Origin of the sequence: Snodgrassella sp. W8132 (genome assembly GCF_016100865.1) — a bacterium.
In the GTDB taxonomy this organism is placed as follows: domain Bacteria; phylum Pseudomonadota; class Gammaproteobacteria; order Burkholderiales; family Neisseriaceae; genus Snodgrassella; species Snodgrassella alvi.
The window spans coordinates 1,266,203-1,290,319 of record NZ_JACFRQ010000001.1; the positions used below are offsets into that span (position 1 = coordinate 1,266,203).

The 24,117-nt window shown below is 41.6% G+C and carries 18 protein-coding genes; 12 read left to right on the plus strand and 6 right to left on the minus strand.

The genetic code is table 11. The features are described from left to right. Window positions 1–17: 17 nt before the first annotated feature. Entirely contained in the window at window positions 18–533 is a 516-nt protein-coding gene (folK, locus tag H3U82_RS05640; protein ID WP_084550483.1) for a 2-amino-4-hydroxy-6-hydroxymethyldihydropteridine diphosphokinase, read from the minus strand. After that, entirely contained in the window at window positions 530–1,864 is a 1,335-nt protein-coding gene (gene pcnB, locus H3U82_RS05645; RefSeq protein ID WP_084554071.1) for a polynucleotide adenylyltransferase PcnB, read from the minus strand. Before pcnB ends, folK begins: the two co-directional genes overlap by 4 nt. Before the next feature lie 204 nt (window positions 1,865–2,068). Between pcnB and H3U82_RS05650 the strand changes: the two genes are divergently transcribed. From H3U82_RS05650 to purE, 4 genes are read left to right on the plus strand one after another with little or no spacing between them, the layout of a single operon-like run. Further along, on the plus strand, window positions 2,069–2,254 hold the full coding sequence (locus H3U82_RS05650) for a DUF3460 family protein (RefSeq protein ID WP_025330343.1): 186 nt from the start codon (window positions 2,069–2,071) through the stop codon (window positions 2,252–2,254). A 17-nt stretch (window positions 2,255–2,271) separates the two neighbouring features. Then, on the plus strand, window positions 2,272–2,940 hold the full coding sequence (locus H3U82_RS05655; protein ID WP_198209594.1) for an O-methyltransferase: 669 nt from the start codon (window positions 2,272–2,274) through the stop codon (window positions 2,938–2,940). A gap of 27 nt (window positions 2,941–2,967) precedes the next feature. Then, window positions 2,968–3,666, plus strand: a complete 699-nt coding sequence (locus tag H3U82_RS05660) for a tol-pal system YbgF family protein (RefSeq protein WP_110414062.1) — start codon at window positions 2,968–2,970, stop codon at window positions 3,664–3,666. Next, the gene (gene purE / locus H3U82_RS05665) at window positions 3,663–4,160 is read left to right on the plus strand and encodes a 5-(carboxyamino)imidazole ribonucleotide mutase (RefSeq protein ID WP_100125275.1); all 498 of its coding nucleotides are present in this window, start codon (window positions 3,663–3,665) and stop codon (window positions 4,158–4,160) included. The genes H3U82_RS05660 and purE overlap by 4 nt, the downstream gene beginning before the upstream one ends. Before the next feature lie 554 nt (window positions 4,161–4,714). Here purE and H3U82_RS05670 read toward each other — a convergent pair. The 3 genes from H3U82_RS05670 to gltX all read right to left on the minus strand — a co-directional run bounded on the left by H3U82_RS05670 (window position 4,715) and on the right by gltX (window position 9,290). Next, window positions 4,715–6,379 carry an AMP-binding protein gene (locus tag H3U82_RS05670; RefSeq protein ID WP_198209596.1) on the minus strand — a complete coding sequence of 555 codons (1,665 nt, stop codon included), beginning with the start codon at window positions 6,377–6,379 and terminating at the stop codon, window positions 4,715–4,717. A gap of 154 nt (window positions 6,380–6,533) precedes the next feature. Next, entirely contained in the window at window positions 6,534–7,640 is a 1,107-nt protein-coding gene (gene mnmA, locus H3U82_RS05675) for a tRNA 2-thiouridine(34) synthase MnmA (RefSeq protein WP_078474316.1), read from the minus strand. Between the two features lie 258 nt (window positions 7,641–7,898). After that, a complete protein-coding gene (gene gltX, locus H3U82_RS05680) occupies window positions 7,899–9,290 on the minus strand; it encodes a glutamate--tRNA ligase (protein ID WP_198209992.1) in 1,392 nt (463 codons plus the stop codon). Between the two features lie 112 nt (window positions 9,291–9,402). On the opposite strand from gltX, the gene H3U82_RS05685 reads away from it, so the two are divergent. From H3U82_RS05685 to H3U82_RS05720, 8 genes are all read left to right on the plus strand, one after another. Next, entirely contained in the window at window positions 9,403–10,404 is a 1,002-nt protein-coding gene (locus H3U82_RS05685; RefSeq protein ID WP_198209599.1) for an asparaginase, read from the plus strand. Between the two features lie 519 nt (window positions 10,405–10,923). Beyond that, window positions 10,924–12,138 (plus strand): sugar efflux transporter, encoded by a 1,215-nt coding sequence (locus tag H3U82_RS05690; protein WP_198209601.1) that lies wholly within the window; start codon window positions 10,924–10,926, stop codon window positions 12,136–12,138. Between the two features lie 808 nt (window positions 12,139–12,946). Beyond that, window positions 12,947–13,387, plus strand: a complete 441-nt coding sequence (locus H3U82_RS05695; protein ID WP_110414056.1) for a hypothetical protein — start codon at window positions 12,947–12,949, stop codon at window positions 13,385–13,387. A gap of 772 nt (window positions 13,388–14,159) precedes the next feature. Further along, on the plus strand, window positions 14,160–15,434 hold the full coding sequence (gabT, locus tag H3U82_RS05700; protein ID WP_198209603.1) for a 4-aminobutyrate--2-oxoglutarate transaminase: 1,275 nt from the start codon (window positions 14,160–14,162) through the stop codon (window positions 15,432–15,434). 81 nt (window positions 15,435–15,515) lie between these two features. Further along, on the plus strand, window positions 15,516–16,973 hold the full coding sequence (locus H3U82_RS05705) for an NAD-dependent succinate-semialdehyde dehydrogenase (RefSeq protein WP_174829951.1): 1,458 nt from the start codon (window positions 15,516–15,518) through the stop codon (window positions 16,971–16,973). A gap of 161 nt (window positions 16,974–17,134) precedes the next feature. Then, window positions 17,135–18,520 carry an amino acid permease gene (locus H3U82_RS05710; RefSeq protein ID WP_232336111.1) on the plus strand — a complete coding sequence of 462 codons (1,386 nt, stop codon included), beginning with the start codon at window positions 17,135–17,137 and terminating at the stop codon, window positions 18,518–18,520. A gap of 161 nt (window positions 18,521–18,681) precedes the next feature. Then, on the plus strand, window positions 18,682–19,932 hold the full coding sequence (kynU, locus tag H3U82_RS05715; RefSeq protein WP_078474310.1) for a kynureninase: 1,251 nt from the start codon (window positions 18,682–18,684) through the stop codon (window positions 19,930–19,932). An 82-nt stretch (window positions 19,933–20,014) separates the two neighbouring features. Further along, window positions 20,015–21,388 (plus strand): amino acid permease, encoded by a 1,374-nt coding sequence (locus tag H3U82_RS05720; protein WP_084586555.1) that lies wholly within the window; start codon window positions 20,015–20,017, stop codon window positions 21,386–21,388. A gap of 823 nt (window positions 21,389–22,211) precedes the next feature. Here the strand turns inward: H3U82_RS05720 and htpG are convergent. After that, window positions 22,212–24,110 carry a molecular chaperone HtpG gene (gene htpG / locus H3U82_RS05725; RefSeq protein WP_198206676.1) on the minus strand — a complete coding sequence of 633 codons (1,899 nt, stop codon included), beginning with the start codon at window positions 24,108–24,110 and terminating at the stop codon, window positions 22,212–22,214. Between the last annotated feature and the right edge of the window lie 7 nt (window positions 24,111–24,117).

A 24,117-nucleotide genomic window follows, 5' to 3' on the forward strand; every position in this document is an offset into this window, starting at 1 on the left:
TCCCTGCTCCCCTGTTTTTATTCCTGTTCGTCAGTAATTTCAGTAATTATAGTTACTGCATCCGGCTGTTTCTTTAATAATGCCGCGGCCACCACAGAAGCACTGTCATGAGTACCAATTACATAATAAGGCGCAATTGCAGCCAGCGGTGCCATTACAAAAGCACGTTCACACGCACGCGGGTGCGGCAGTGTCAGATCCGCATCATTAATATCCTGATGATCATAATCAATTATATCCAGATCAATCACTCGCGGTCCGTTTGGAACCTCACGTACCCGTCCCAGTCGGTTTTCCAGATCCAATAAAGAATTTAATAGTTCATGAGCACTTAAAGTGGTATGAACCAGAACAACAGCATTGACAAAATCCGGCTGGTCAGTCATTCCTACCGGCTTAGTAATATAAAGTGGTGAAATTGCCTTGACCCGAACCCCTTTAATCTGATTCAAATCTGTCAGAGCTGTTTCAACCTGTTTACGTGGATTATCAAGATTAGCCCCTAAAGCAATTACCGCTGTAACTAAATTCATGCTTCCTCCTGCTTAGGTTTGTTAGTGCGTCTGTTACGGTATCTTTTTTGTCTTGTTGAATTTTTTTCTGATTGCGAAGCAGTACGAATTAATTGCTCACGCTCTACATCTGAACCATGCTGAAAAGCCTGCCACCACTGAACTGTCTCCTGTGATAATTCGCCCAGACTGGCACGCAGACACATAAAATCAAAAGCAGCACGAAAACGCGGCTGTCCGAGTAAGCGGTAAGGACGCGCCCCGCGCATAATTTCAAACTGCGGTTGCAAACTCCAGATTTCACGCATGGTTACACTATATCGCTGCGGCACACCCCAGTTTTTATCTACATGCTGACGTTCTGAAGTAATCGCCGCATTCATCGCTGCACTGGAGCGCATACCACTATTCAGTTCCCGCTGCCATACTGTTCTTATATGCGGCCATAATACAGCTGCCAGTACAAAGCCCATAGATACAGATTTATCTGCCCGCAGGCGTTCGTCAGTATTGTGCAGAGCCAGTGCGACAATATTATCATTACTTTCGCCGCCCGGCATTAATGCATCAAGTAGCGGATGAATATCTTTCAGACCAAGATTATTCATCTGGCGCAGACATGCCTGTGCATAACCACTGAACAATATTTTCAGCACTTCATCAAACAGCCGAGCCGGCGGTTCCCGCTTTAACAACTGCGCACATTCAGCTATCGGTTTAGATGTATGTTTATCTACGGTAAAGCCAAGTTTGCCAGATAATCTGGCTGCCCGTAGCATGCGCACCGGATCCTCCTGATAGCGCTCAGCCGGATTACCTATCATTACCAGACGCCGGTTAAGTATGTCTTCAACGCCATGATGAAAATCCAGAACTACCTGCTGTTTCGGATCATAGTATAGAGCGTTGGCAGTAAAGTCCCGGCGCATTGCATCCTGTTCAAGCGTACCGAAACTGACATCCTTCATAATCCGGCCTAGCTCATTATGGCTGTTGACTGCCCCGCCCCGAAAAGTTGTTACCTCGATAGTTTCCGGACCAACCATAACATGCACAATCGGAAAACGCCTGCCGATAATGCGGCTGCGCCGGAAAAGTTTATGTATCTGTTCGGGTGTAGCATCTGTTGCCACATCGAAATCTTTAGGTGTCACACCAAGCAATAAATCACGCACAGCACCACCTACCACATAAGCCTGATAACCCTCCTTCTGCAAGCGGGTGATAACCTTTTCCGCTGCAAAACTCAGATCATCTGCCTGAATATGGTGTTGTGCCAATGAGATTTCCCGCCTTTTGCCACGCCGGGCAGACTTTCTCGGCAAAACCTTGTGTAACCACTTTGTTAGCATAAATAATACAAAAGCTTGTGAAAAAATACTCGCGTGCCGCAGCAACCACGACCGATAAAGTACTATAGTATAACCTATCTATCCGTATCTCATCATTCCTCACCGCACGGACAAGTGCAATCTGCCGGCATTTTCTTCACTATCACTGCCTACTTTGTATATAATACACCCGTTTCTGAACTCATCATGTAAGAAGAAACCGATATGTATAATTATCAGTCTGACACTACCCAGTTTCTGAATGAATTTCTAACTAAGCACCCAGAAGAAGCACAAGCACAAATCGAACATCGCGGCATGCTATGGGATGTACAGCTCAATCCGGAAGATGAAGCAAACTTTGCTGCCGCCAAATTGCCGAAAAAAGGTTATACCTATCTAACTGAATAATCTCTGTTTAACCCGTTATGAGCCAGAACGGTTATCTGAATACCCCGGAGCTGAGGCAATATCTTGCCGGAATAAACCCTGCAGAAGCGCCACTATTGGCACAGCTGCGTGCTGAAACGGCACGGCATCGCAAGGGTAATATGAGTATCGCACCGGAACAGGCTCAATTAATGGTATGGCTTGCACGGATGATTCAGGCTCGCAACTATCTGGAAATTGGTGTTTTTACTGGTTACAGTAGTACAGCTATGGCAATGGCACTGCCGGAAGACGGACATATCACTGCCTGTGATATTAACGTAACCTATACCGATATTGCCCGCCGCTACTGGCAAGAGGCTAATGTCAGCCATAAAATCCAGCTGTATCTGCAGCCGGCAATAATAACCCTCGATAAACTGATTACCAATAATCAAAACAATTATTACGATATTGCTCTGATAGACGCAGATAAGATACCCACCCCTCAATATTTTGAGCGCTGCCTGCAATTGGTTCGTCCCGGCGGTATTATCGCCATTGATAATGTCTTATTGCATGGCCGTGTTGCACAGACAGCCAACGCTAATGAATCAGAAAGTGTTCATATCATGCGTCAGTTCAATGCCGGCCTGATAAACGATACGCGGATAATTCCGTTAACTATACCACTTGGTGATGGTTTAACACTTATTCAGAAAAGATAATAACAAACAACCAGAGGAGAAAAATACATGAATTCACGTTTAAATCAATACTATTTCAGCCTAATCCTGATAGTTACATTTTGTATCAGTGCTTGCAGTAACCTACCATCCCCCTCTGTTGCAGCTAGCACTTCTGCAGCGGAAGAAGTACATACAAATACTAACCAATCCACTGAACAGCTTGGCCAGATTCAGGCGCAGCTGAATGCTTTACAGATACAGATCAATGGTCTGCAAAACCAGATGAATGATATTCGTCAGCAACAAGATACATTATCGCGCTACCTGAATGTACGCACTCCGGTCAGTCACACTACTCCGGCTAAAGCTTCCGCCACTAATGATAATACCAGCGAAGCACGCCGGCTATATAATGCCGGTCTTTATAGCCAAAGCATTCGTCTGCTGAAAAACGCTGATAGTGGTGGCAATGGCAGTGCCCAGGCACAAGAGCGCATGTGGCTACTGCTGCAAAATCATTCCCGTTTGAATAATTGTGAATCGGTAATTAATATCGGCAAGCGCTTTAACAGCCTTTATCCGCAAAACAGTCAAAGTGCCAACGCTCTTTATCTGGTGGCACAATGTCAGACTCATTTACAGCAGCAGGATATTTCCCGCCTTACTTATCAGCACATTATCAGTAGTTATCCCAACAGTAATGCCGCTGTTAAAGCCAGGCATCAATTAAAAAACCTGTTACCAATCAAAAAAGGAACTCGATGAACACTCCGCAAATCGGCATTATTATGGGTAGCAATAGTGACTATCCGATTATGCAGCAGGCAGAGCAGTTTCTGCAGCAATTCAGTATTCCTTATGAAATACAGGTTGTATCCGCACACCGTACTCCGGATTTAATGTTTGAATACGCTGAAACCGCCCGTTCCCGAGGCTTGAAAGCGATTATAGCCGGCGCCGGCGGGGCTGCTCATCTGCCGGGCATGGTTGCTGCCAAAACCACCATTCCTGTTCTGGGCGTACCTGTACCAAGTAAATATTTGCGCGGTGAAGATTCACTACTGTCTATTGTCCAAATGCCTAAAGGCGTACCAGTAGCCACTTTTGCTATTGGTGAAGCTGGTGCAGCCAATGCTGCTTTATTTGCCATTTCCATGCTGGCCAATGACAATCCGCAGCTGGCACAAAAACTGGCAGAATTTCGTGAAAGCCAGAAACAAAGTGTTCTGGATATGAATTTACCCAGCATTTCAGCCTGATTACTACTTAATTCAGACATATTTGCTGCATAAATATACTGAATAATATCATTATGCTATTGATATTAATTGTATTCAAATAAGAAAGAAAATTGACTATTATCCTCAGTAGCATGAGCATATTTACATGACTAGAATTAGCTCCAGAAAGCAATATCAGTTTTTTAGTTATCAACTTAATCTAAAGAATTTCTGCTAAATAACTGAAAGTAGAATACAATTTAAAATTAAAAATAAAATTCCAGCTTTCTTATTATTGCCAACAACAAGTACTAAAAATATTCATTCTAAATTAAATATTCCATTTGAATTACAATCAGAATTGGACTGATTTAAGATTCAGTTTAACAATAAATTAAGCTAAAAAATTAGTAAATTCATTTATTTATTACAACCAGACAGGATTTGGATATTAAACAAGTAAAACCTATAAATATGTTTATATCATTTATTATATTTGATACCCATAATAAATAAATTATTACATTTTATTTACTGAATAAAAAACGGATACTGCTCTTATATTAGCAGTATCCGTTTTTTATAACAAAATATTATTTTTCTGTTCGCAAATCCTTACGCAAAATTTTTCCTACCGCAGATTTGGGCAGTTCTGAGCAAAACTCTATATCTTTAGGCACTTTATAGCCGGTCAGATTCTGGCGGCAATAGGCAATAATTTGTTCACGAGTCAGATTCGGATCTCGTTTTACTACAAATAACTTGATTGCTTCGCCTGATTTTTCATTAGGTACACCGATACAAGCTACTTCCAGCACCTCAGGCATAGCGGCTACAACCTCTTCTACCTCATTCGGATATACATTAAAACCCGATACCAGAATCATATCTTTTTTGCGATCTACCAGCTTTACATAACCTTTAGCATCAATTTCAGCCATATCACCGGTAGCCACAAAACCACGGCTATCAAGAACTTTAGCTGTTTCTTCTGGTCGGTTCCAGTAGCCTTTCATTACTTGCGGCCCCTGAACCCATAATTCGCCTACTTCACCAACCCCGAGAACCTTGCCGTTATCATCACGAATTTCAATATCTGTATTCGACACCGGCAAACCGGCAGTACCCGTATATTCAGGATTATTCAGCGGATTAGCACACACGCCGGGGCTGGCCTCAGTTAAACCATAAGCATCAATAATGGGCACACCCGTAATGGCTTTCCATTCCTGCGCTACCATTTTCTGAGTTGCCATTCCGCCACCCAGCACCAGCTTCCAGGTTGAAAAATCAATCGTTTTAAATTCTTCATTATGAATCAGTGCATTAAACAGAGTATTAACGCCACTCATTACCGTTACCCGATTGTTTTTCAGAACTTTAACCAAAGCTTTAATATCACGTGGGTTGGTAATCAGAATATTTTTGGAACCGGCATTAGCAAAAATCATAATATTCACAGTAAGTGAAAAAATATGATATAGCGGCAATGGTGTTACTACTACTTCCTTTCCAGGCACCAGATTTGCTTTAATCCATTCTGATGCCTGCTGCATATTAGCTACAATATTACCATGCGTCAGCATTGCGCCCTTGGACATACCGGTTGTCCCGCCGGTATATTGCAACAAAGCCAAATCTTCCAGCTCAAGCGGTACCGGAGTAAAACGTTGTTTTTTCCCTAATTCCAGAGCATGCAGAAAAGTAACTGCCCCCTCAATCCGAAAAGGCTTCACCATTTTTTTGACTTTGCGCAGCATGAAGTTCACTACAGTACCCTTCAGCCAGCCAAGCATATCGCCCATACTGGCCACTATCACCTGCTTGATTGCAGTCTGCTCCAGAACCTGAGCCACTGTATGCGCAAAATTTTCCAGTACAATAATCGCAGTTGCACCGGAATCAATCAACTGATGAGCTAATTCCCTCGGCGTATACAGAGGATTGACGTTAACAACTACGCCGCCAGCCTGTAACACCCCGAATACCGCAATCGGATACTGCAATACATTAGGCATCATAATTGCTACCCGCTCACCTTTTTGCAGATTCAGTACATTCTGCAAATATGACGTGAACTGATTTACAAAAGTAGCAGTTTGAGTATACGTGAGTGTAGTACCCATATTGGAAAAGCTTGGCTGCGGGCCGAATTTCTTCACACTGGTGTCAAGAACGTCAATAATTGACGAATATGCACGCACATCTACTTCTGCCCGCACCCCTTCCTGATAACTTTGTAACCAGATTTTTTCCATTATCTTTTTCCTCTGCAACAATGCGTCTAATTTAAAGTGAAGTAAGGAAATATCAGTCAAAACAGACTGCAAAGAAAACATCAAATCAGAACATCAGCATTGTCTGCAAGATGACTGACTGTAGCCAGCCAGTCTGTTGATATAAGTGATTAAATTAATTATTTTGAATACTATGACTGTCGGTATCTCTGATAATACCACCACCCAGACACACAGCGCCAGCATACAGTACAGCAGACTGACCGGGCGTCACTGCCCATTGTGGTTCATCAAACACCAGTTCCGCGCAATCATCAGCCAGATAACGCAATTGAGCCGCCGCATCAGGCATGCGATAACGTGTTTTCACGCCATAGCGCCCTTCTGCAGGACGTTCTGGTGTCGTAAAACTTAAATCATGCATAATCAGGCTGCTACTGAACAACAGTGGATGATCATGTCCCTGTACAACCAGAAGCTCATTATCCGACAAATTTTTTCCGGCAACAAACCATGGCTCACCGTCGCCACCAATACCCAAACCTTTGCGCTGCCCCAGTGTGTAATACATCAGTCCTTCATGCTCACCTACAATTTTACCTTCCGGCGTCACCATTGCACCCGGATTAGTAGGCAGATAACGCTGTAAAAATTGTCTGAACGGTCGTTCACCAATAAAGCAGATTCCGGTACTGTCTTTTTTTCCGGCTGTGGGTAACTGAGCCTGCTCCGCCAGTCGGCGTACTTCAGATTTTTCCAGATCACCCAGCGGAAACAATGCACGCTGTAATTGGTATGGTTGCAGTCGATACAGAAAATAGCTTTGGTCTTTATTCTGATCCAGCCCCTTAAGCAGATAATGTACGCCATCGCGTACATCCTTACGTGCATAATGTCCTGTTGCAATCAGATCTGCACCACCGTTCAGCGCATGTTCCAGAAAACATTTGAATTTAATTTCTGCATTACACAATACATCAGGATTGGGTGTGCGACCAGCCTGATACTCCTGAAGAAAATATGCAAAGACATTATCTTTATACTGACCTGCAAAATTAACAATATCAATATCCATATCAATCAGATCAGCCACTGCTACTGCATCCAGTGAATCCTGCTTGATAGAACAATATTCGTCATCGTTATCGTCTTCCCAGTTTTGCATGAAGACACCGCGCACATCATAACCGCCCTGCTTGAGCAGCCAGGCTGTAACCGATGAATCCACTCCACCGGACATGCCAACAACAATACGTTGTGATAAATTTGCTTTTGTATTCATTTACATTCATCCAAAACCGGCGCAGATTGTGCCACAGGCAGAACACAGCAGCAACCTACCGGCATAATTAATTGTGTATCAAACTTACAAAAAAATGCCATAAATACACAATTTACATCCATAATCAGCTTTTTATTTACACAAAAAAAATTTTTACTCAATACTATTAGCCTAAATAACACAGACTGCCGGTACTGTAATATCTGTCTGTAGACAAATAATCACAAGACCGGCAGCCTGTGTAAATGCAAATCAAACTCAGTTCTGACGCAGACGGTGCAATACCTCATCGCGCCCTAATAAAGCCAGCACCTGATCAATCGACGGGGTTTTTCCTGTACCACATACAGCCAGACGTAAAGGCATACCCAATTTACCCATTTTAATATTTTCTGTTTCACAAAATGGTGCAAAAAGAGCGTGAATATTTTCCACATCCCAATGTGATAACTGTTCAAGCCGGGCTGCAAAGCGCTGCATACGTGCCGGAGCATCAGCATCCCAGTGTTTAGCTACTTCCTTTTCTCCGGGAGTGGCTTTAGCATAAAAATATCTGCATTCTTCAGCTAGCTGATTTAAATCCTGAGCACGTTCCTTAACCAGTGCTATCACTTCAGCCAAATCCGGCTGCTCAGTCACTTCAATGCCCTGCTGTGCCAGACGCGGGCGCACCAGCTCAGCCAGACGGGAATTATCACTGGCTTTAATATGCTGCGCATTCAGCCACAACAGCTTTTCATGATCAAAACGGCTGGCTGAAGGGCTGACATCTTTTAAATCAAACCATTCAACAAACTGTTCCATCGTGAAGAATTCATCATCACCATGTCCCCAGCCGAGTCGCGCCAGATAATTCAGTAAAGCTTCAGGTAAAATACCTTGCCGGTCATAATCAACCACACTAACTGCATCCCGGCGCTTACTCATTTTTGCGCCTTTTTCATTCAGAATCATTGGCAAATGAGCATATTGAGGCAAAGCTGCACCCATAGCTAAAAGAATATTAATCTGTTTAGGCGTATTGTTGACATGGTCATCACCTCGGATAACCTGCGTAATACCCATATCATAATCATCTACAACTACACAGAAATTATAAGTAGGCGTACCATCGGCACGCGCAATAATCAGATCATCCAGATCCTGATTAGCAATGGCAATATGACCTTTAACCAAATCATCCCATGCCGTTTCACCAGTTAGCGGCATTTTAAAACGTACAACCGGCTGAACACCTTCGGGTACAGGTGGCAGTGTTTTACCTTCATCCGGCCGCCAGCGGCGGTCATACCAGAAGTGTTCACCACGTGCCTCAGCTTCCTGCCGCATTGCTTCCAGCTCTTCACGACTGGTATAGTCATAATAGGCATGACCGGAAGCCACTAACTCACGTAAAACTTCAGCATAACGGTCAAAGCGCTTTGTCTGGTAAAACGGACCTTCATCATAGTCCAGACCAACCCAGTGCATACCGTCCATAATCGCCTGCACTGATTCAGCCGTAGAACGTTCCAAATCCGTGTCTTCAATTCGTAATATAAACTTACCATGATGTTTACGTGCAAATGCCCAAGAGAACAAAGCAGTGCGCACACCACCAATATGCAAAAAACCGGTAGGACTGGGAGCAAAACGAGTACGAATCATGATTACCATTCTTCAGACACAGAAAAGACCTTATTGTACGCGTAAGCCAGAGTAAACAAAACCCGTTCGTGATATGCTTGCACTAATACCTGTAACCGTATGAAAGGCAGCATATATGAACTCCACGAAACATCTGGCTGTTTACTACACTGGCGGAACCATTGGTATGCAGCAAACACCGGCCGGACTGGCTCCGGCTGCCAATCTTGCCAGCCTGGCTGCGCCCATATTTCAGGAATACAGTCACCAGCTCAAATGCGACTGGTTTATTTGTGAACCACTGATTGATTCTTCAGCGATTACCCTGTCAAACTGGGAGACATGGCTTAACTGGATAGACAGCAAAGCTGAAAATTATGATGGTCTGCTCATTCTGCATGGTACGGATACCATGGCCTACAGTGCCAATATAATTGCGCTGGCACGGCCGCAACTGAATATCCCCGTTATCCTTACCGGTGCCATGCTACCCCTGGAAGCTGATAACAGTGATGCACCACAAAACCTGCGTACTGCACTAGCTGCATTCAGCCTGCCGGGTTTTACCCAAACTGCCATTGCCTTTAACAGACAGCTCTGGCCGGCTGTCGGCAGCAGCAAAATCAGTACAGAACAAGCAGACGCATTTGCCAATCCGCAGTTTGGTTCATTGGCACAATGGTCAGAATCCGAAGGATGGTTTAATACTAATCTGCCTGTTGTTGGCAATTCAGACCTATCTGCACAATATGACATCAGTACATCAGCCAGAATTCACTGCTTTACTCTGACTCCGGGCGCTAATCTGGCAATGATTACCACCAGTCTTACTCACAACCCACCTGACGGAGTAATTTTACAAAGCTATGGCAATGGCAATACCCCTAATGATAGGAATTTTCTGGCTGCAATCAGACAGATTAGTGAGCAATCTATACCTGTTCTGAATATCAGTCAGGTTTTACAGGGATGTGCCTCTGCTGTTTACGCACAAGGACATGAATTGCGTGCAGCCGGCGTTATCAACGGCGGTAAATGTAATCTGGAAACTGCTGTGGCTATCCTGACACTGGCCGTAAGCAATAAATGGAATAAAGAACAAATTGAAAATCTGCTGCATACACAGAAGCTGATTTAAATATTTACTTTTGCAGGATTATCCGGCTTACTCTGTAACCGATTAATCCTGCATAATTTTGTTAATAAAGAGCTTGCGATAGCTTAGTCCGGTATCGTCGATACTATAAAAAGCTATTAACAACTTTTTGTATCCTCAATTACTTGAAACTTTCGTTGAAAAACTGTTCAAATTTTCCAAAAAATTTCATTTCAAATTAATCGTATAAACTAATTTGTAATAATCAAATATTTTTTATACAAACACTGGTCTCTGCCAATTATTTTTAGATAAAAATTTATCGGCTTTTATAATCATATTGCTAATTTTTATCAAACACGATTTCTTATATACTGCATTTATATTTACTACCAATAAATTCAAATTAAATAAATATCCACAATTTGAAATTTAATTAACAAATTAACAATAACTTATGTACTTTATTAGAAAAAATATGATATTTTTATTAAGAGTTTTAAATACCTATAACCATGAATTATGATATAACTCTTTCTTTTCAGAATAGAAAAGTCAGTTATGGAAGAAAACCTTGCGATAAAACAAAAGGCTTATATTATTCTGGGTTCTTTTCTGGTTGCCGCATTTATTATTGGTATTGCCGGTGCATTGCAGGCACCGACACTCAGCCGTTATCTTGCCGAAGATGTGAAGGTTAATCCATATCAGGTAGGTTTGTTTTACTCAATCAATGCCGTTGCCGGCATTGTCGTCAGCTTTCTGCTGGCACAATATTCAGATAATAAAGGCGTTCGACGGAATATTATTCTATTTTGTTGTCTGATGGGCATAGGAAATTGCATTACATTTGCATTTTCGCGCCAATACTTTATCCTCGTTACCGTAGGCATATTTTTTTCAGCTTTTACCTCTGCAGCTATGCCGCAAATTTTTGCATCTGCACGTGAATATACAGATAAAACCGGCCGCAACGTTGTCGTTTTCAATGGCATTTTACGGGCGCAATTATCACTGGCCTGGGTAATCGGTCCGCCATTATCATTTGCATTAGCCGTGAATTACGGATTTACCATTATGTATCTGAGTGCGGCAGCTATGTTTTTTGTAGCCATGCTGATCGTTTTTCTGTACTTTCCTGTCATAAAACGTCCGGCATCTGTTACTAAAAAACAAGAGCCAAAAGAAAAGATTTTCAATAATCCTAATGTCATTTTGCTGTTTATCGCTTCAATCAGTATGGGTACAGCCAATATGATGTATTTGATTGATATGCCTTTATATATTGATGATATTCTGCCCGGTTCACCTTCACTACCCGGACATTTGATGGGCATAGCTGCTGCCATTGAAATTCCCGCTATGCTGATTGCCAGCATGCTGGTACCGCGCTTTGGTAATAAAAATCTGATTTGTTTTGCAGTCATTTGCGGCATCATATTTTATATCGGTATGGTTTCTACCCAAAACGAATGGATGCTGATTGGTTTACAATTCTTTAATGGTTTATTTATCGGCATAATAGCCAGTATCGGTCTGATTTATTTCCAGGATTTATTACCTAAACGTACGGGTGTTGCTTCTACATTGTTTAATAACTGTATTTCTTGCAGTATTATTCTGGCCGGTATGTTGCAGGGCGTAATTTCGGCCAACTTCGGACATCAGAGTATCTATACCATTTCTTTAGCCATGGTAATTTTATCTTTCATCTTGTGCCTGATTATTCAGCCACCGCCTTCAACAATTAAATTGCCCTCAAAGGTTAATCACTGATCGGCACCGTAATCACCGTTCTAACAAGGTTCTAAAACTGACTATAGGCTTATCTTAAAACATCTATTATCAACATCAGTAAAGCACTGTAGTAATAAATAAATTCATACCGCCAGAAATCCGCATTAACAAACAAATATTTTTCCTAAACTATCCGACACAATCATATTATCGTTTAACAGTTGTAAACGTTTAAATAGTCATATTTCAGGGAAAATAAAACGCAATTGTATGATTCTAAATTATTCAAAACCCAGTGCTAAGTTGATGGTGAATGGTTAAATGCTGATGATAAAAAATCATACTCGTATCCAATCCTGCAATCGGTGAAAAACTGGCTGATAATCCTAAAATGGTTACCACAGAAGCTGTACGTGCAGTAACAGCCGCCCGGAATACTTTAAAAACGAAGTTAGAGCAAAACTCATTGCGCAATAAGCATTTCAGTAAAAAAATTTCTATAGAACTTGGGGAAAGTCCCATCTATTGTTTTCAATGATACAGATATTGATGCAGCGGTAACCTTATTATCAAAAGAATAATAGGAGCTTCTCTGAATTACTCAGACAATTTAGAAAGAAAAACAAATTCTCCATCATTCAGTGATAAAAAGCCTATTTAAATTTAACAAATTGTTTTTTTAATTAACATTAATATACAAAATATTGCGAATAAAACAAGGAAAGTTTACAATCTTCATAATACAAAACCAATTGATAAACCCGTACTTTATTTTTGCTTGGCTCTACTTTGATATTAAGCATATACATTTGTAAATAGCCGGATAATTTCAAAAAGAGGAAGATTAATGAAAAGAATCATTCTAACAGTAGTAGCATCCTGTGCCCTGTGTTTTGCGGGTTATCAATGGCATAAAAGCATACAAGAAAAAAAAATATTTGTTCAGGATATCAAATCCAGAACAGATCAATATGGTTTTCTGGATATATCAGATAATCTTCCCGAAAGTAAGGGAATTGTCATTGTGGCTCCAGTCAATTGTCCGTCACAGCAGGCAAAGGTTGCTGATTATCTGGTCACAGAACTAAATAAACAGAATATTCCTGCGACCCGAACTAATAGTTACAATTTCAGACAGAAAAACATTATGTCAGAAAGAGAAATAAATCAGATGATTAAAAGATATCAATATGTCAGAACAATGGCTCCACCGCTGGTATTTGTAAATGGTAAAATAAAGTCTAATCCATCAATTGAAGCCATCAAAAAAGAGTGGGAGTTACAATAGTTGTTTCGTTAACCAAACTTACTTCAACATGTTCAATAAAAATTAAAATTAATCAAGTGTGCCAATGTCTGTATCTTGTATTTTCAGGATCAGCTTCCCAATTGAACTATTTAATTTCTAATTTGTTTAACAATTGCCTTTATACAGTACTATTCTGCTTGGTTTGTTACAGGACGTAATTTCTGCCAACTTCGGCTACCATATGATTTATGCGATTGCACTTGCAATGGTATCTGTTTTATTTATTTTCTGTCTCATTATTGCTAAACCAGTCCATACCAAAATAGTTTCTTAACAGCAGTATTGATTAGTTTCAACTGAATAACACTACACGACCCCAATATCTATCAGGCTAAACCCAACCGGTTTAGCCTTTTTAATTAACACTGACATCTATACATCATTGAAATCAATAATCAAATAAGGCAGCACTTTATTTGCCTGCCTGCAGACGCTCAGCAATTAAGAATATACGCATAAATTAAGCAATTAATTCATAAAATAATATTTATAATTAATATTAATTGCTAATAATACCAATTATAAAAACATTTAATTTCATTCTTATTGAATTTTTTTCAATATTCTACGTTAGCAGAATATTTATCCAGATTGACAGTATAAATTTAATCCCGTAATTTAACCGAATAAACCAATCAATTATAAGACTGATATATTCAGTCAGTTAATTATATTGTCAGAACACATATCATACCGTTGATATTAGTAAAAACCTGCTTAGGCCGGTCTGCACTTTATTGGAGAAAATATTATGAGTCAAACAAGCAATGTTCGTCAGCGTCAACTGGCCGCAGCCCCTCGTGGCGTCGGTTTCATGTGCGATTTTTATATTGATCACGCTAAAAATGCTGAGTTCTGGACTCCTGAAGGTAAACGTTATATTGACTTTGCCGGAGGTATCGGCGTTCTGAATACTGGTCATCTGCATCCCAAAGTACAAAAAGCAGTAGCTGATCAGTTGCAGAAATTTTCGCATACCTGTTTTAATACTGTTCCATATGAGCTGTATGCTAAGGTTGCCGAAAAAATTAATGCCAGAGCACCTATTGCCGGCGACAAGCGCACAATGTTTGTTACTTCTGGTGCTGAAGCTGTTGAAAATGCCATTAAAATTGCCCGTGCCTATACCAAAAGACGTGGTGTGATTGCATTTAACGGTGCCTTTCATGGCCGTACCAATCTCACTATGGCTTTAACCGGCAAAATCGCACCCTATAAAGTAGATTTCGGGCCGTTCCCTGCTGATATCGTACATGCACCTTATCCGAATGCACTGCATGGCGTTAGCATTGAAGATGCATTGCACGGTCTTCATAATATTTTCAAATGCCATCTGGCGCCCAGCGATGTTGCTGCTATCATTATCGAAGTAGTTCAGGGTGAAGGCGGCTTTAATGTTACACCAAATGAATTTCTGCGTGCCTTACGCCAGCTGGCGGATGAACACGGAATCGTGCTGATTTTTGATGAAATTCAGTCCGGCTTTGCCCGTAGCGGAAAAATGTTTGCTACCGAACTGACCAGCGTACAGCCAGATTTAATGACCATTGCCAAATCTCTGGCTGGCGGTTTTCCGCTTTCCGGTGTAGTAGGCAAAGAAGCCATCATGAATGCTCCTGTAGTAGGCGGCCTGGGCGGCACTTACGCCGGCAGTCCGCTGGGACTGGCTGCTGCTGATGCAGTTATTGATGTTATCGAAGAAGAAAAACTGTGCGAGCGCGCCAATATTCTGGGTAACAGATTGAAAGAACGCTTTAACAATTTAAAAGAAGTTATTCCGTCTATTGCAGAAGTACGCGGACCGGGCTCTATGGTCGCTATTGAATTAGTTAAACCCGGCACCTCAGAACCAGATGCTGAACGAACCAAAAAAGTACAGCAACTGGCGCTGGAAAACGGTCTGATGATTCTGACCTGCGGACAGTATTACAACGTAATTCGTTGTCTCTATCCGCTTACTATTGAAGATCATGTATTTGATGAAGCATTGAATATACTTGAAACTGCCCTGCGTCAGGCTCAATAATATTCATTGTCTGCAGGCTGCTCCGGTAGAATATTTGCCGGCAGCCTGTCATGTCTGTTTCAGTTTTTTTAGGAAAAAACTATGCAATTGCATGATTCTGCATTATTAAAAACCCAGTGCTATATAAATGGACAATGGCTGAACGCCGATAATGGCGCAGTTATTTCAGTTATCAATCCGGCTACCGGAAACAATCTGGCAGACGTGCCCCGCATGGGTACAGCAGAAGCTGAACGTGCTGTGGCAGCAGCACATGCAGCATTGAAACCATGGCAAGCCAAATCAGCTAAAGAACGCAGTAATCTTCTGCGCCGCTGGTTTGAGCTAATGATGCAGCATCAGGAAGATCTAGGCATTATCCTGACTTCAGAACAGGGGAAGCCGCTGGCTGAGGCTAAAGGTGAAATTGCCTATGGTGCATCTTATCTGGAATGGTATTCAGAAGAAGCCAAGCGTATTTATGGTGACACCATACCCGCGCCGTCAAACGACAAACGGATTATGGTACTTAAGCAGCCAATCGGCGTATGTGCAGCCATTACGCCGTGGAACTTTCCGAATGCGATGATTACCCGCAAGATTGCTCCGGCTCTGGCTGCCGGCTGTACTTTTGTTATTCGTCCGGCCTCGCAAACACCATTATCTGCACTGGCCATTGCTGAGCTGGCACAGCGTGCCGGCATCCCGCCCGGAGTAGTCAATGTCATTACCGGCAGCTCCAGTGAAATCGGCAAAGTATTAACTGAAGACGATCGGGTAAAAAAATTCAGTTTTACCGGTTCTACAGAAGTAGGTCGTAAACTGATTGCTCAGTGCGCCGATACAGTAAAAAAAGTATCTATGGAACTAGGTGGTAATGCACCATTTATCGTCTTCAATGATGCTGATATCGATGCAGCCGTAGAAGGTGCGATGATTTCCAAATTCCGCAATGCCGGCCAGACCTGCGTATGTGCCAACCGGTTGTATGTACAGAGTGCTGTATATGATGAATTCGTGGATAAACTGGCTCAGGCCATTGCCAAACTGAAAATAGGCAACGGACTGGATCAGGGCGTAACTGTCGGACCATTAATAGATGCAGGTGCGGTTAACAAAGTTCAGGAACATATTACTGATGCTATTGGCAAAGGGGCGGAAATCGTTACCGGCGGAACCGCAGATAATCACGGTGAATTATTCTTCCAACCTACATTACTGAAAAATGTTACTCAGGACATGAAAGTTGCCCGTGAGGAAACTTTCGGTCCGCTGGCGCCGGTATTTCGTTTTGAAAGCGAAGACGAAGTTGTCAGCTGGGCTAATGACACCGAATTCGGGCTGGCCAGTTATTTCTACAGTCGTGATATCGGCAGAATAGTACGCGTCAGCGAAAATCTGGATTATGGCATGGTAGCCATCAATACAGGACTGCTGTCAAACGAAGCAGCACCTTTTGGCGGCGTCAAGCAATCCGGTCTTGGTCGGGAAGGTTCTAAATACGGTATAGAAGATTACGTTGAAATTAAATATGTACTTCTTGCCGGCATTGACCAGTAATTCCTGAATCCGCGGCAGCCATAATCTGCTTCGCTGCCGCTTTCTTCACAATTATAAAAATCCTGAATGCACTGCATAAATCAGGATGGGACATTGTTGACTGAATTCAGCCAGCTAAAGGTGTTTCAGTCTGATATTACTCTTTCCAAAGGAGAATTAATTTGAGCACATCATCCACACTGAAAAACGGACTTAAATCACGCCATCTGACTATGATTTCTATTGCCGGCGTGATCGGAGGGGCTTTATTTATTGGCTCCGGCTCTGTAATTTACCATACAGGACCCGCAGCCATTCTTGCCTATGGTGCCGGCGGTCTTCTGGTCATGCTGATTATGCGCATGTTAGGAGAAATGGCTGTAGCGCATCCGGATAGCGGTTCTTTTTCCACATATGCCGATACTGCTATCGGCCGCTGGGCAGGTTTCAGCATTGGCTGGTTATACTGGTTTTTCTGGGCATTGCTCATGGGCTGGGAAGCCTATGTAGCCGGTAAAATTCTTAATAACTGGTTTCCAATATTTCCCATCTGGAGCTATATGCTGGCAGTAACCGTAGCTCTGGTTGTTATCAATCTGATGGATGTTAAAAATTACGGAGAATTTGAATTCTGGTTTGCTTTAATCAAAGTAGTCGCCATTGTATTGTTTCTGATTGTAGGCAGTCTGGCTATTATCTATTTATGGCCGTGGGGTCAGGCAGATGCAAAAGGCTGGACACACTTAACTGATCAGGGATTCATGCCTAAAGGATCATCATCTGTGGTAACAGCATTGCTGGGTGTTATGTTTGCCTATATTGGTGCTGAAATCGTTACTGTTGCTGCTGCAGAATCCAACCATCCGGCTACAGAAATTCGTAAAGCCACAAAATCTGTCGTCTGGCGCATCATCCTGTTTTATGTAGGTTCGATTTTTATTACCGTTTGTCTGATTCCGTATAACGACCCACGGCTGAATGATGCCACATGGGGAACATACAGTGTAGTATTAACCTCACTGGGAATTCCTCAGGCACGTCATATCGTCAACTTTGTTGTCCTTACTTCAGTTTTAAGCTGTTTTAATTCAGCTCTGTATACCTGTTCGCGCATGTTATATTCATTGGCAAAACGCGGTGATGCTCATCGGATCATGTCCTATACCTCGAAAAATGGCAGTCCGCAAATTGGCGTGCTTATTTCCTGTGTCTTTACCCTATTTGCAGTGTATCTCACCGCTACCGCCAAAATGGATGTTTACGATGTACTGATGACTGCTACCGGTACGATTGCCCTGTATGTTTATCTCGCTATCAGCTGCTCACAATTATTTCTGCGAAAAAAACTGGAAAAACAAGGGCAGACACTGACATTTAAAATGTGGTGCTTTCCATGGCTGACTTATCTGGTTATCGGGCTGATTATTGCTTCGATTATTATTATGATTATCGAAGGAACCTATAAATATGAAGTAATATATACCAGCATACTGGCGGCCATCATCCTGATAATGGGCATAGTGGCACAAATATTTAAAATCGGCAGCCAGCAGAATAAAACAGAATAATATTTAATATTGGTTTTATACAGCTTAGAGCAGTAATAATATTTATCTATCTTGACACAGATTGATTAAGATAAATATTCGGATAAATTAATTTAAATTTTATTCGCCATAACTGGCAACAATTCAGTACACTATTCATTTTGAAATTTAACCGGCACAAAATGATTACACTAGAACAATGTCAGCAATGGGATGCCGCCGATATTCTGGCTCCCCTAAAAAATCAGTTTGAATTACCACAAGGGGTTATATATCTGGATGGTAACTCTTTGGGTGCGAAACCCAGAAAAGCTGCAGAAAATGCTCAAGCAGTAATTAATCAGCAATGGGGTACCGATCTGATTAATAGCTGGAATAAAGCCGGCTGGTGGGATTTACCGGTACGACTAGGCAATAAAGTCGGTCAGCTGATTGGTGCTCAGGAAAATGAGACCGTTGTTACCGATACAACCAGTCTGAATCTGTTTAAAGTATTGGCCTCAGCCATCCATATCCAGCAGAATAATGACAATAACCGTAAAATCATTATCGCTGAGCGTGATTCTTTCCCTACCGATATTTATATGATTGAAGGTTTCATGGCTCTGATTAATCAGGGTTATCAGCTTCATCTAATAGATACACCGGCAGATCTGCCCGCCCGTATTAATGAAAACACTGCTGTTGTAGTGTTATCTCATGTTAACTATCGTACCGGTTACCTGCACGACATGGAAGAAATCAATGCACTGGTACATTCGCATGGTGCATTACTTATCTGGGATTTGTGTCATTCAATCGGTGCTGTACCTATTGATCTGAATGCCAGCAACAGTGATTTTGCTATTGGTTGTACTTACAAATATTTGAACGGCGGTCCCGGCGCACCTGCTATGCTGTGGGTAAATGAGCGTTATCAGACTGCATTCAGCCAGCCATTATCCGGCTGGTGGGGTCATGCGCGGCCGTTTGATATGGCTGAAAGCTATACACCCGCAGACAATATCCGTCGTTATTTATGCGGTACACAGCCAATTGTATCTATGAGCCTGATAGAAAGCGGCGTAGATATCTTTTTGCAAACAGATATGCAGTCATTACGGCACAAATCTCTGCAACTAACTGATTTACTGATTGCCCTTACTGAGCAGGAATGTGCCGGACATAACTTAACACTGATTACACCGCGTGAACATGCTCACCGTGGCAGCCATGTCAGCCTGCGTCACCCTCATGGTTATGCCATAGTTCAGGCTCTGATTGCCCGCGGTGTAATCGGAGATTATCGCGAACCGGAAGTGATTCGCCTGGGTGTCACACCATTGTATCTGAGTTATACCGATATCTGGCATGCTGTTCAGCATCTGAAACAGGTATTAATTAATGAGGAGTGGGCACAGCCACAGTTTCACACGCGCGGACAGGTAACCTGATTTGCATTTCTTTAATCCACACAGGTACAGGCCGGGCATGAATATTCTGCTCGGCTTATGCTTCTCATCTTAAGGAAAAACGATGGGTAATTTCGAGCGTATTCAGTCTCGGGAAACAGGATTACACAAAAAGCTATCCGCCGGTCAGATGAGCATGATTGCCATTGGCGGAGCAATAGGAACCGGCTTATTTCTGGGCAGCAAATTTGCCATTGGCTTTGCCGGCCCTGCTGTTATCATCAGTTATGCACTGGGCGGCATGATTGCACTGGCTTTAATGGGATGTCTGGCAGAAATGACTGTGCAACACCCTACTTCGGGTTCTTTTGGTGCTTATGCAGAATTTTATCTGCATCCTCTGGCTGGTTTTCTGGTTCGTTACAGTTACTGGGCCTGTATTGTTCTGGCTGTGGGTACAGAAGTTACTGCCATTGCTGAATACATGAAATTCTGGTTTCCACAGGTTGATTCATGGATATGGATTGCACTGTTTTCATGCTGCCTGATCGGCGTTAATGCCTATAGTGTCAAAGCTTTCGGTTCAGTTGAATACTGGTTTTCCACCATTAAAATTTTTGCCATTATCGTATTTATTGTACTGGCCATCAGTGTATTACTAACGCAAAGCAGTATCAGCAGAATTGAACAAAACATGTTTAGCGGCGGCTTTGCTCCGCATGGATTTTCCGGTATCTGGACCGGTGTTATTATTTCCATATTCAGCTATCTCGGTATTGAAATGATCGCTATAGCCGCAGGTGAAGCCACCAATCCTGAACAGGCAGTTAAAACCGCGTTTAAAGGAACTTTTGCAAGGCTATTGATATTTTATCTGCTTGCACTCAGTCTGATTGTCATGCTGGTACCGTGGCAGGAATTAATTAAAGAAGGAAGCACCAGCCCGTTTGTCAGCGTAATGAAAAATGTAGGTATACCATTTGCCGACAGTATTCTGAACTTTATTGTCATTGTTGCTGCACTTTCAGCCATGAACAGTATGCTCTATATTGCCACTCGTATGATGTTCAGTCTGTCTCGTGCTAACGAAGCACCACAAATATTCGGTAAAGTAAAAAGTAATGGCGTACCACTGAATGCACTGGCTTTATCCTCTGCCGGTATCGCTGTCGCCGCACTGGTTTATATTTTAAATCCGGAAACGGCTTTTCCAGTTATGATAGCTTTGTCTATGTTTGGTGCATTATTTAGCTGGGGGGCTGTATTTTTGACACATCTGTGTTTTCGCATCCGGATGCAACGGATGCAGCTAAAACTGAAATTTCGTGTACCCGGTTTTCCATTTGTCACTATAGCCGGTTTATTGGCAATCATCAGCATCATGATCACCACATGGTTTACCCCGATATTCCATGCTACTTTATTATTTGGCGTGCCTTTTCTGGCATTTTTAATTCTGGCATATTTTATTCAGATATACCATAAAAAGTACAAATAAATACTAAGTGTATATACCCTCACAGCATCAATGCCCGCTGGCATTGATGCTGTTGTTAAATTGATAGAATGCCATTTGTAATATCAGACTGGAAAAATCTGAGCCACATAAAAATTTATATATTAAAAAATATATTTTCAGATTGATAATAAAATGACTATTTACTGAGATTCAGTAAATAGTCATTTTAGAAATTAGATATTGTTTAGATTATTAAATTATTTAATATAATCCTTCAAAAATATTGAAAGTTTTTGATTTTTTACTTTATGTAAGTCATAAGAAAATTAACCCGGAATCCAAAAAAACATTCTGGCTGAAAAATCGCCCACACTGATACCAGTAGAAGGTTTAAACGGAATAAACATCACTATAATAAAATAAAGCACCATTAAACAGAATGTCATTGAAATAGCTTTACGCCACATAGCTAAATATAAAAAATACCATGGACTAAAAATGCCAATATATTTCTATTTAACTTAAACTTTTATTCACACGGTAAATTATTATAATTTTTCTGAAACTGCTCAGTGGGTTTAAATTTAGGTAATCCATTCTCTTCATAAAACTTAAATCCAAACAGCTATGCTTCACTAAGTGCCATATCGGAAGAATCACATGGTTTTTAAATACTATTATTATCCATAAATAATTTATAAGTATGCTAAAACCAAAAAACTTCATTTTTTACAAAAAGCTGTTAATTATAATATAAATAATTATTTTTAAGAAAATTTGAACATTTTGTTTGAAATTTTTATAAATGAATTGAAAGAGCTGCTTATATGAAAGCAGCTCTTTTGGTCTGATAAAAACAATATTACTGATTTAGTGTCAGCAATAAATGATTCATGCGTTTTACAAATGCCGCCGGATTTTCCAGTTTACCGCCTTCAGCCAGCAAAGCCTGATCATATACCAGCTCAGCCAGTTCATTGCGCTGTACTTCGTCCTGTTCAGAAGCAATTTTTTTAATCAAAGGATGATCCGGATTAATTTCCAGTGTTGGTTTGGTCTGCGGAATTTGACCGGCTGCACCGGAAGCTTCCAGCATTCTTGCCAGATGCTGGCTCATATCATGCTCACCAACAACCAGACATGCCGGACTTTCTGTTAAACGGGCAGTGGCACGAACAGCGTCAACTTTATCACCCAGAGCAGTTTTAATTTGCTCTACCAGTTCCTTATTGTCTTCTTCTGTTTTAGCCTGGGCTGCTTTTTCCTCCTCATCAGCCAGATTACCTAAGTCCAGTGAACCCTTGGCTACACTTACCAAACCCTTGCCATCAAATTCAGATAAACTATTAACCACCCACTCATCCACACGATCAGTCAGCAGCAATACCTCAACACCTTTTTTCAGGAAAATTTCCAGATGCGGGCTATTTTTAGCAGCAGCATAACTATCAGCAGTAATATAGTAAATTTTTTCCTGCCCCTCTTTCATCCGGCCAATATAATCAGCCAGAGTAACATTTTGCTCACTACTATCATTATGCGTAGAGGCAAACCGGCATAAACCGGCTATTTTGTCTTTATTAGTGAAATCTTCAGCAATACCTTCTTTCAGTGTATTACCGAATACCTGCCAGAATTCTGTATATTTTTCCGGCTGATTTTTCTTCAGATCTTCTAAAAGAGACAACACTTTTTTAACACTGCCAGAGCGAATTGCATCCAGATCACGGCTTTCCTGCAAAATTTCACGGGATACATTCAAAGGCAAATCGCTGCTGTCGATCACTCCGCGAATAAAACGCAGATAAGAAGGCATCAGCTTTTTCGCATCATCCATAATGAATACACGTTTTACATATAACTGTACACCATGCTTGGGTTCACGCTCATATAAATCAAATGGTGCATGTTTCGGAATGTACAGCAATCCGGTGTATTCATGCCGTCCTTCCACACGGAAATGTGTCCACGCTAAAGCATCATCATAATCGTGTGATACATGACGATAGAAAGTCTGGTACTGCTCATCGGTAATTTCATTTTTCGGCCGCTGCCATAAAGCCTGAGCCTGATTAACCACTTCCAGCTCATCTGAAACTTTTACATTACCTTCTTCATCATATTCAGGCGCTTTCTTCATATAAATCGGCACAGAAATATGATCACTATAAGTCGTTACAATCCGGCGCAGAGTCCAGTCAGACAACAAATCTTTTTCATCATCTTTAAGATGCAGAATTACATCTGTACCACGGGCAGACTTACTAATCGGTTCAACAGTAAATTCGCCGTCTCCTGCACTCACCCAGCGTACAGCTTGATTTTCTGCAGCACCTGCCCTGCGGCTTTCAACAGTTACCTTATCAGCCACGATAAATGCAGAATAAAAACCTACACCAAACTGCCCGATAAGATTGGCATCTTTTTTATCGTCGCCAGTCAGTTTTTCCAGAAATGCTTTGGTACCGGATTTAGCAATGGTTCCCAGATGATCAATAATATCGGCTTCAGTCATACCGATACCATTATCAGATACAGTAATGGTTTTAGCTTCTGCATCAGCAGTAACCTTAATCCTGAATTCTGCATCATCTCCCAGCAAAGAAGCATCATTCAGAGAATCAAAGCGCAATTTATCGCACGCATCGGCAGCATTGGAAATCAGTTCCCGCAAAAAGATTTCTTTATTGCTGTATAAAGAATGAATCATCAACTGTAACAACTGTTTTACTTCAGTCTGAAAACTGTGTGTCTGTTTCATAATTTTC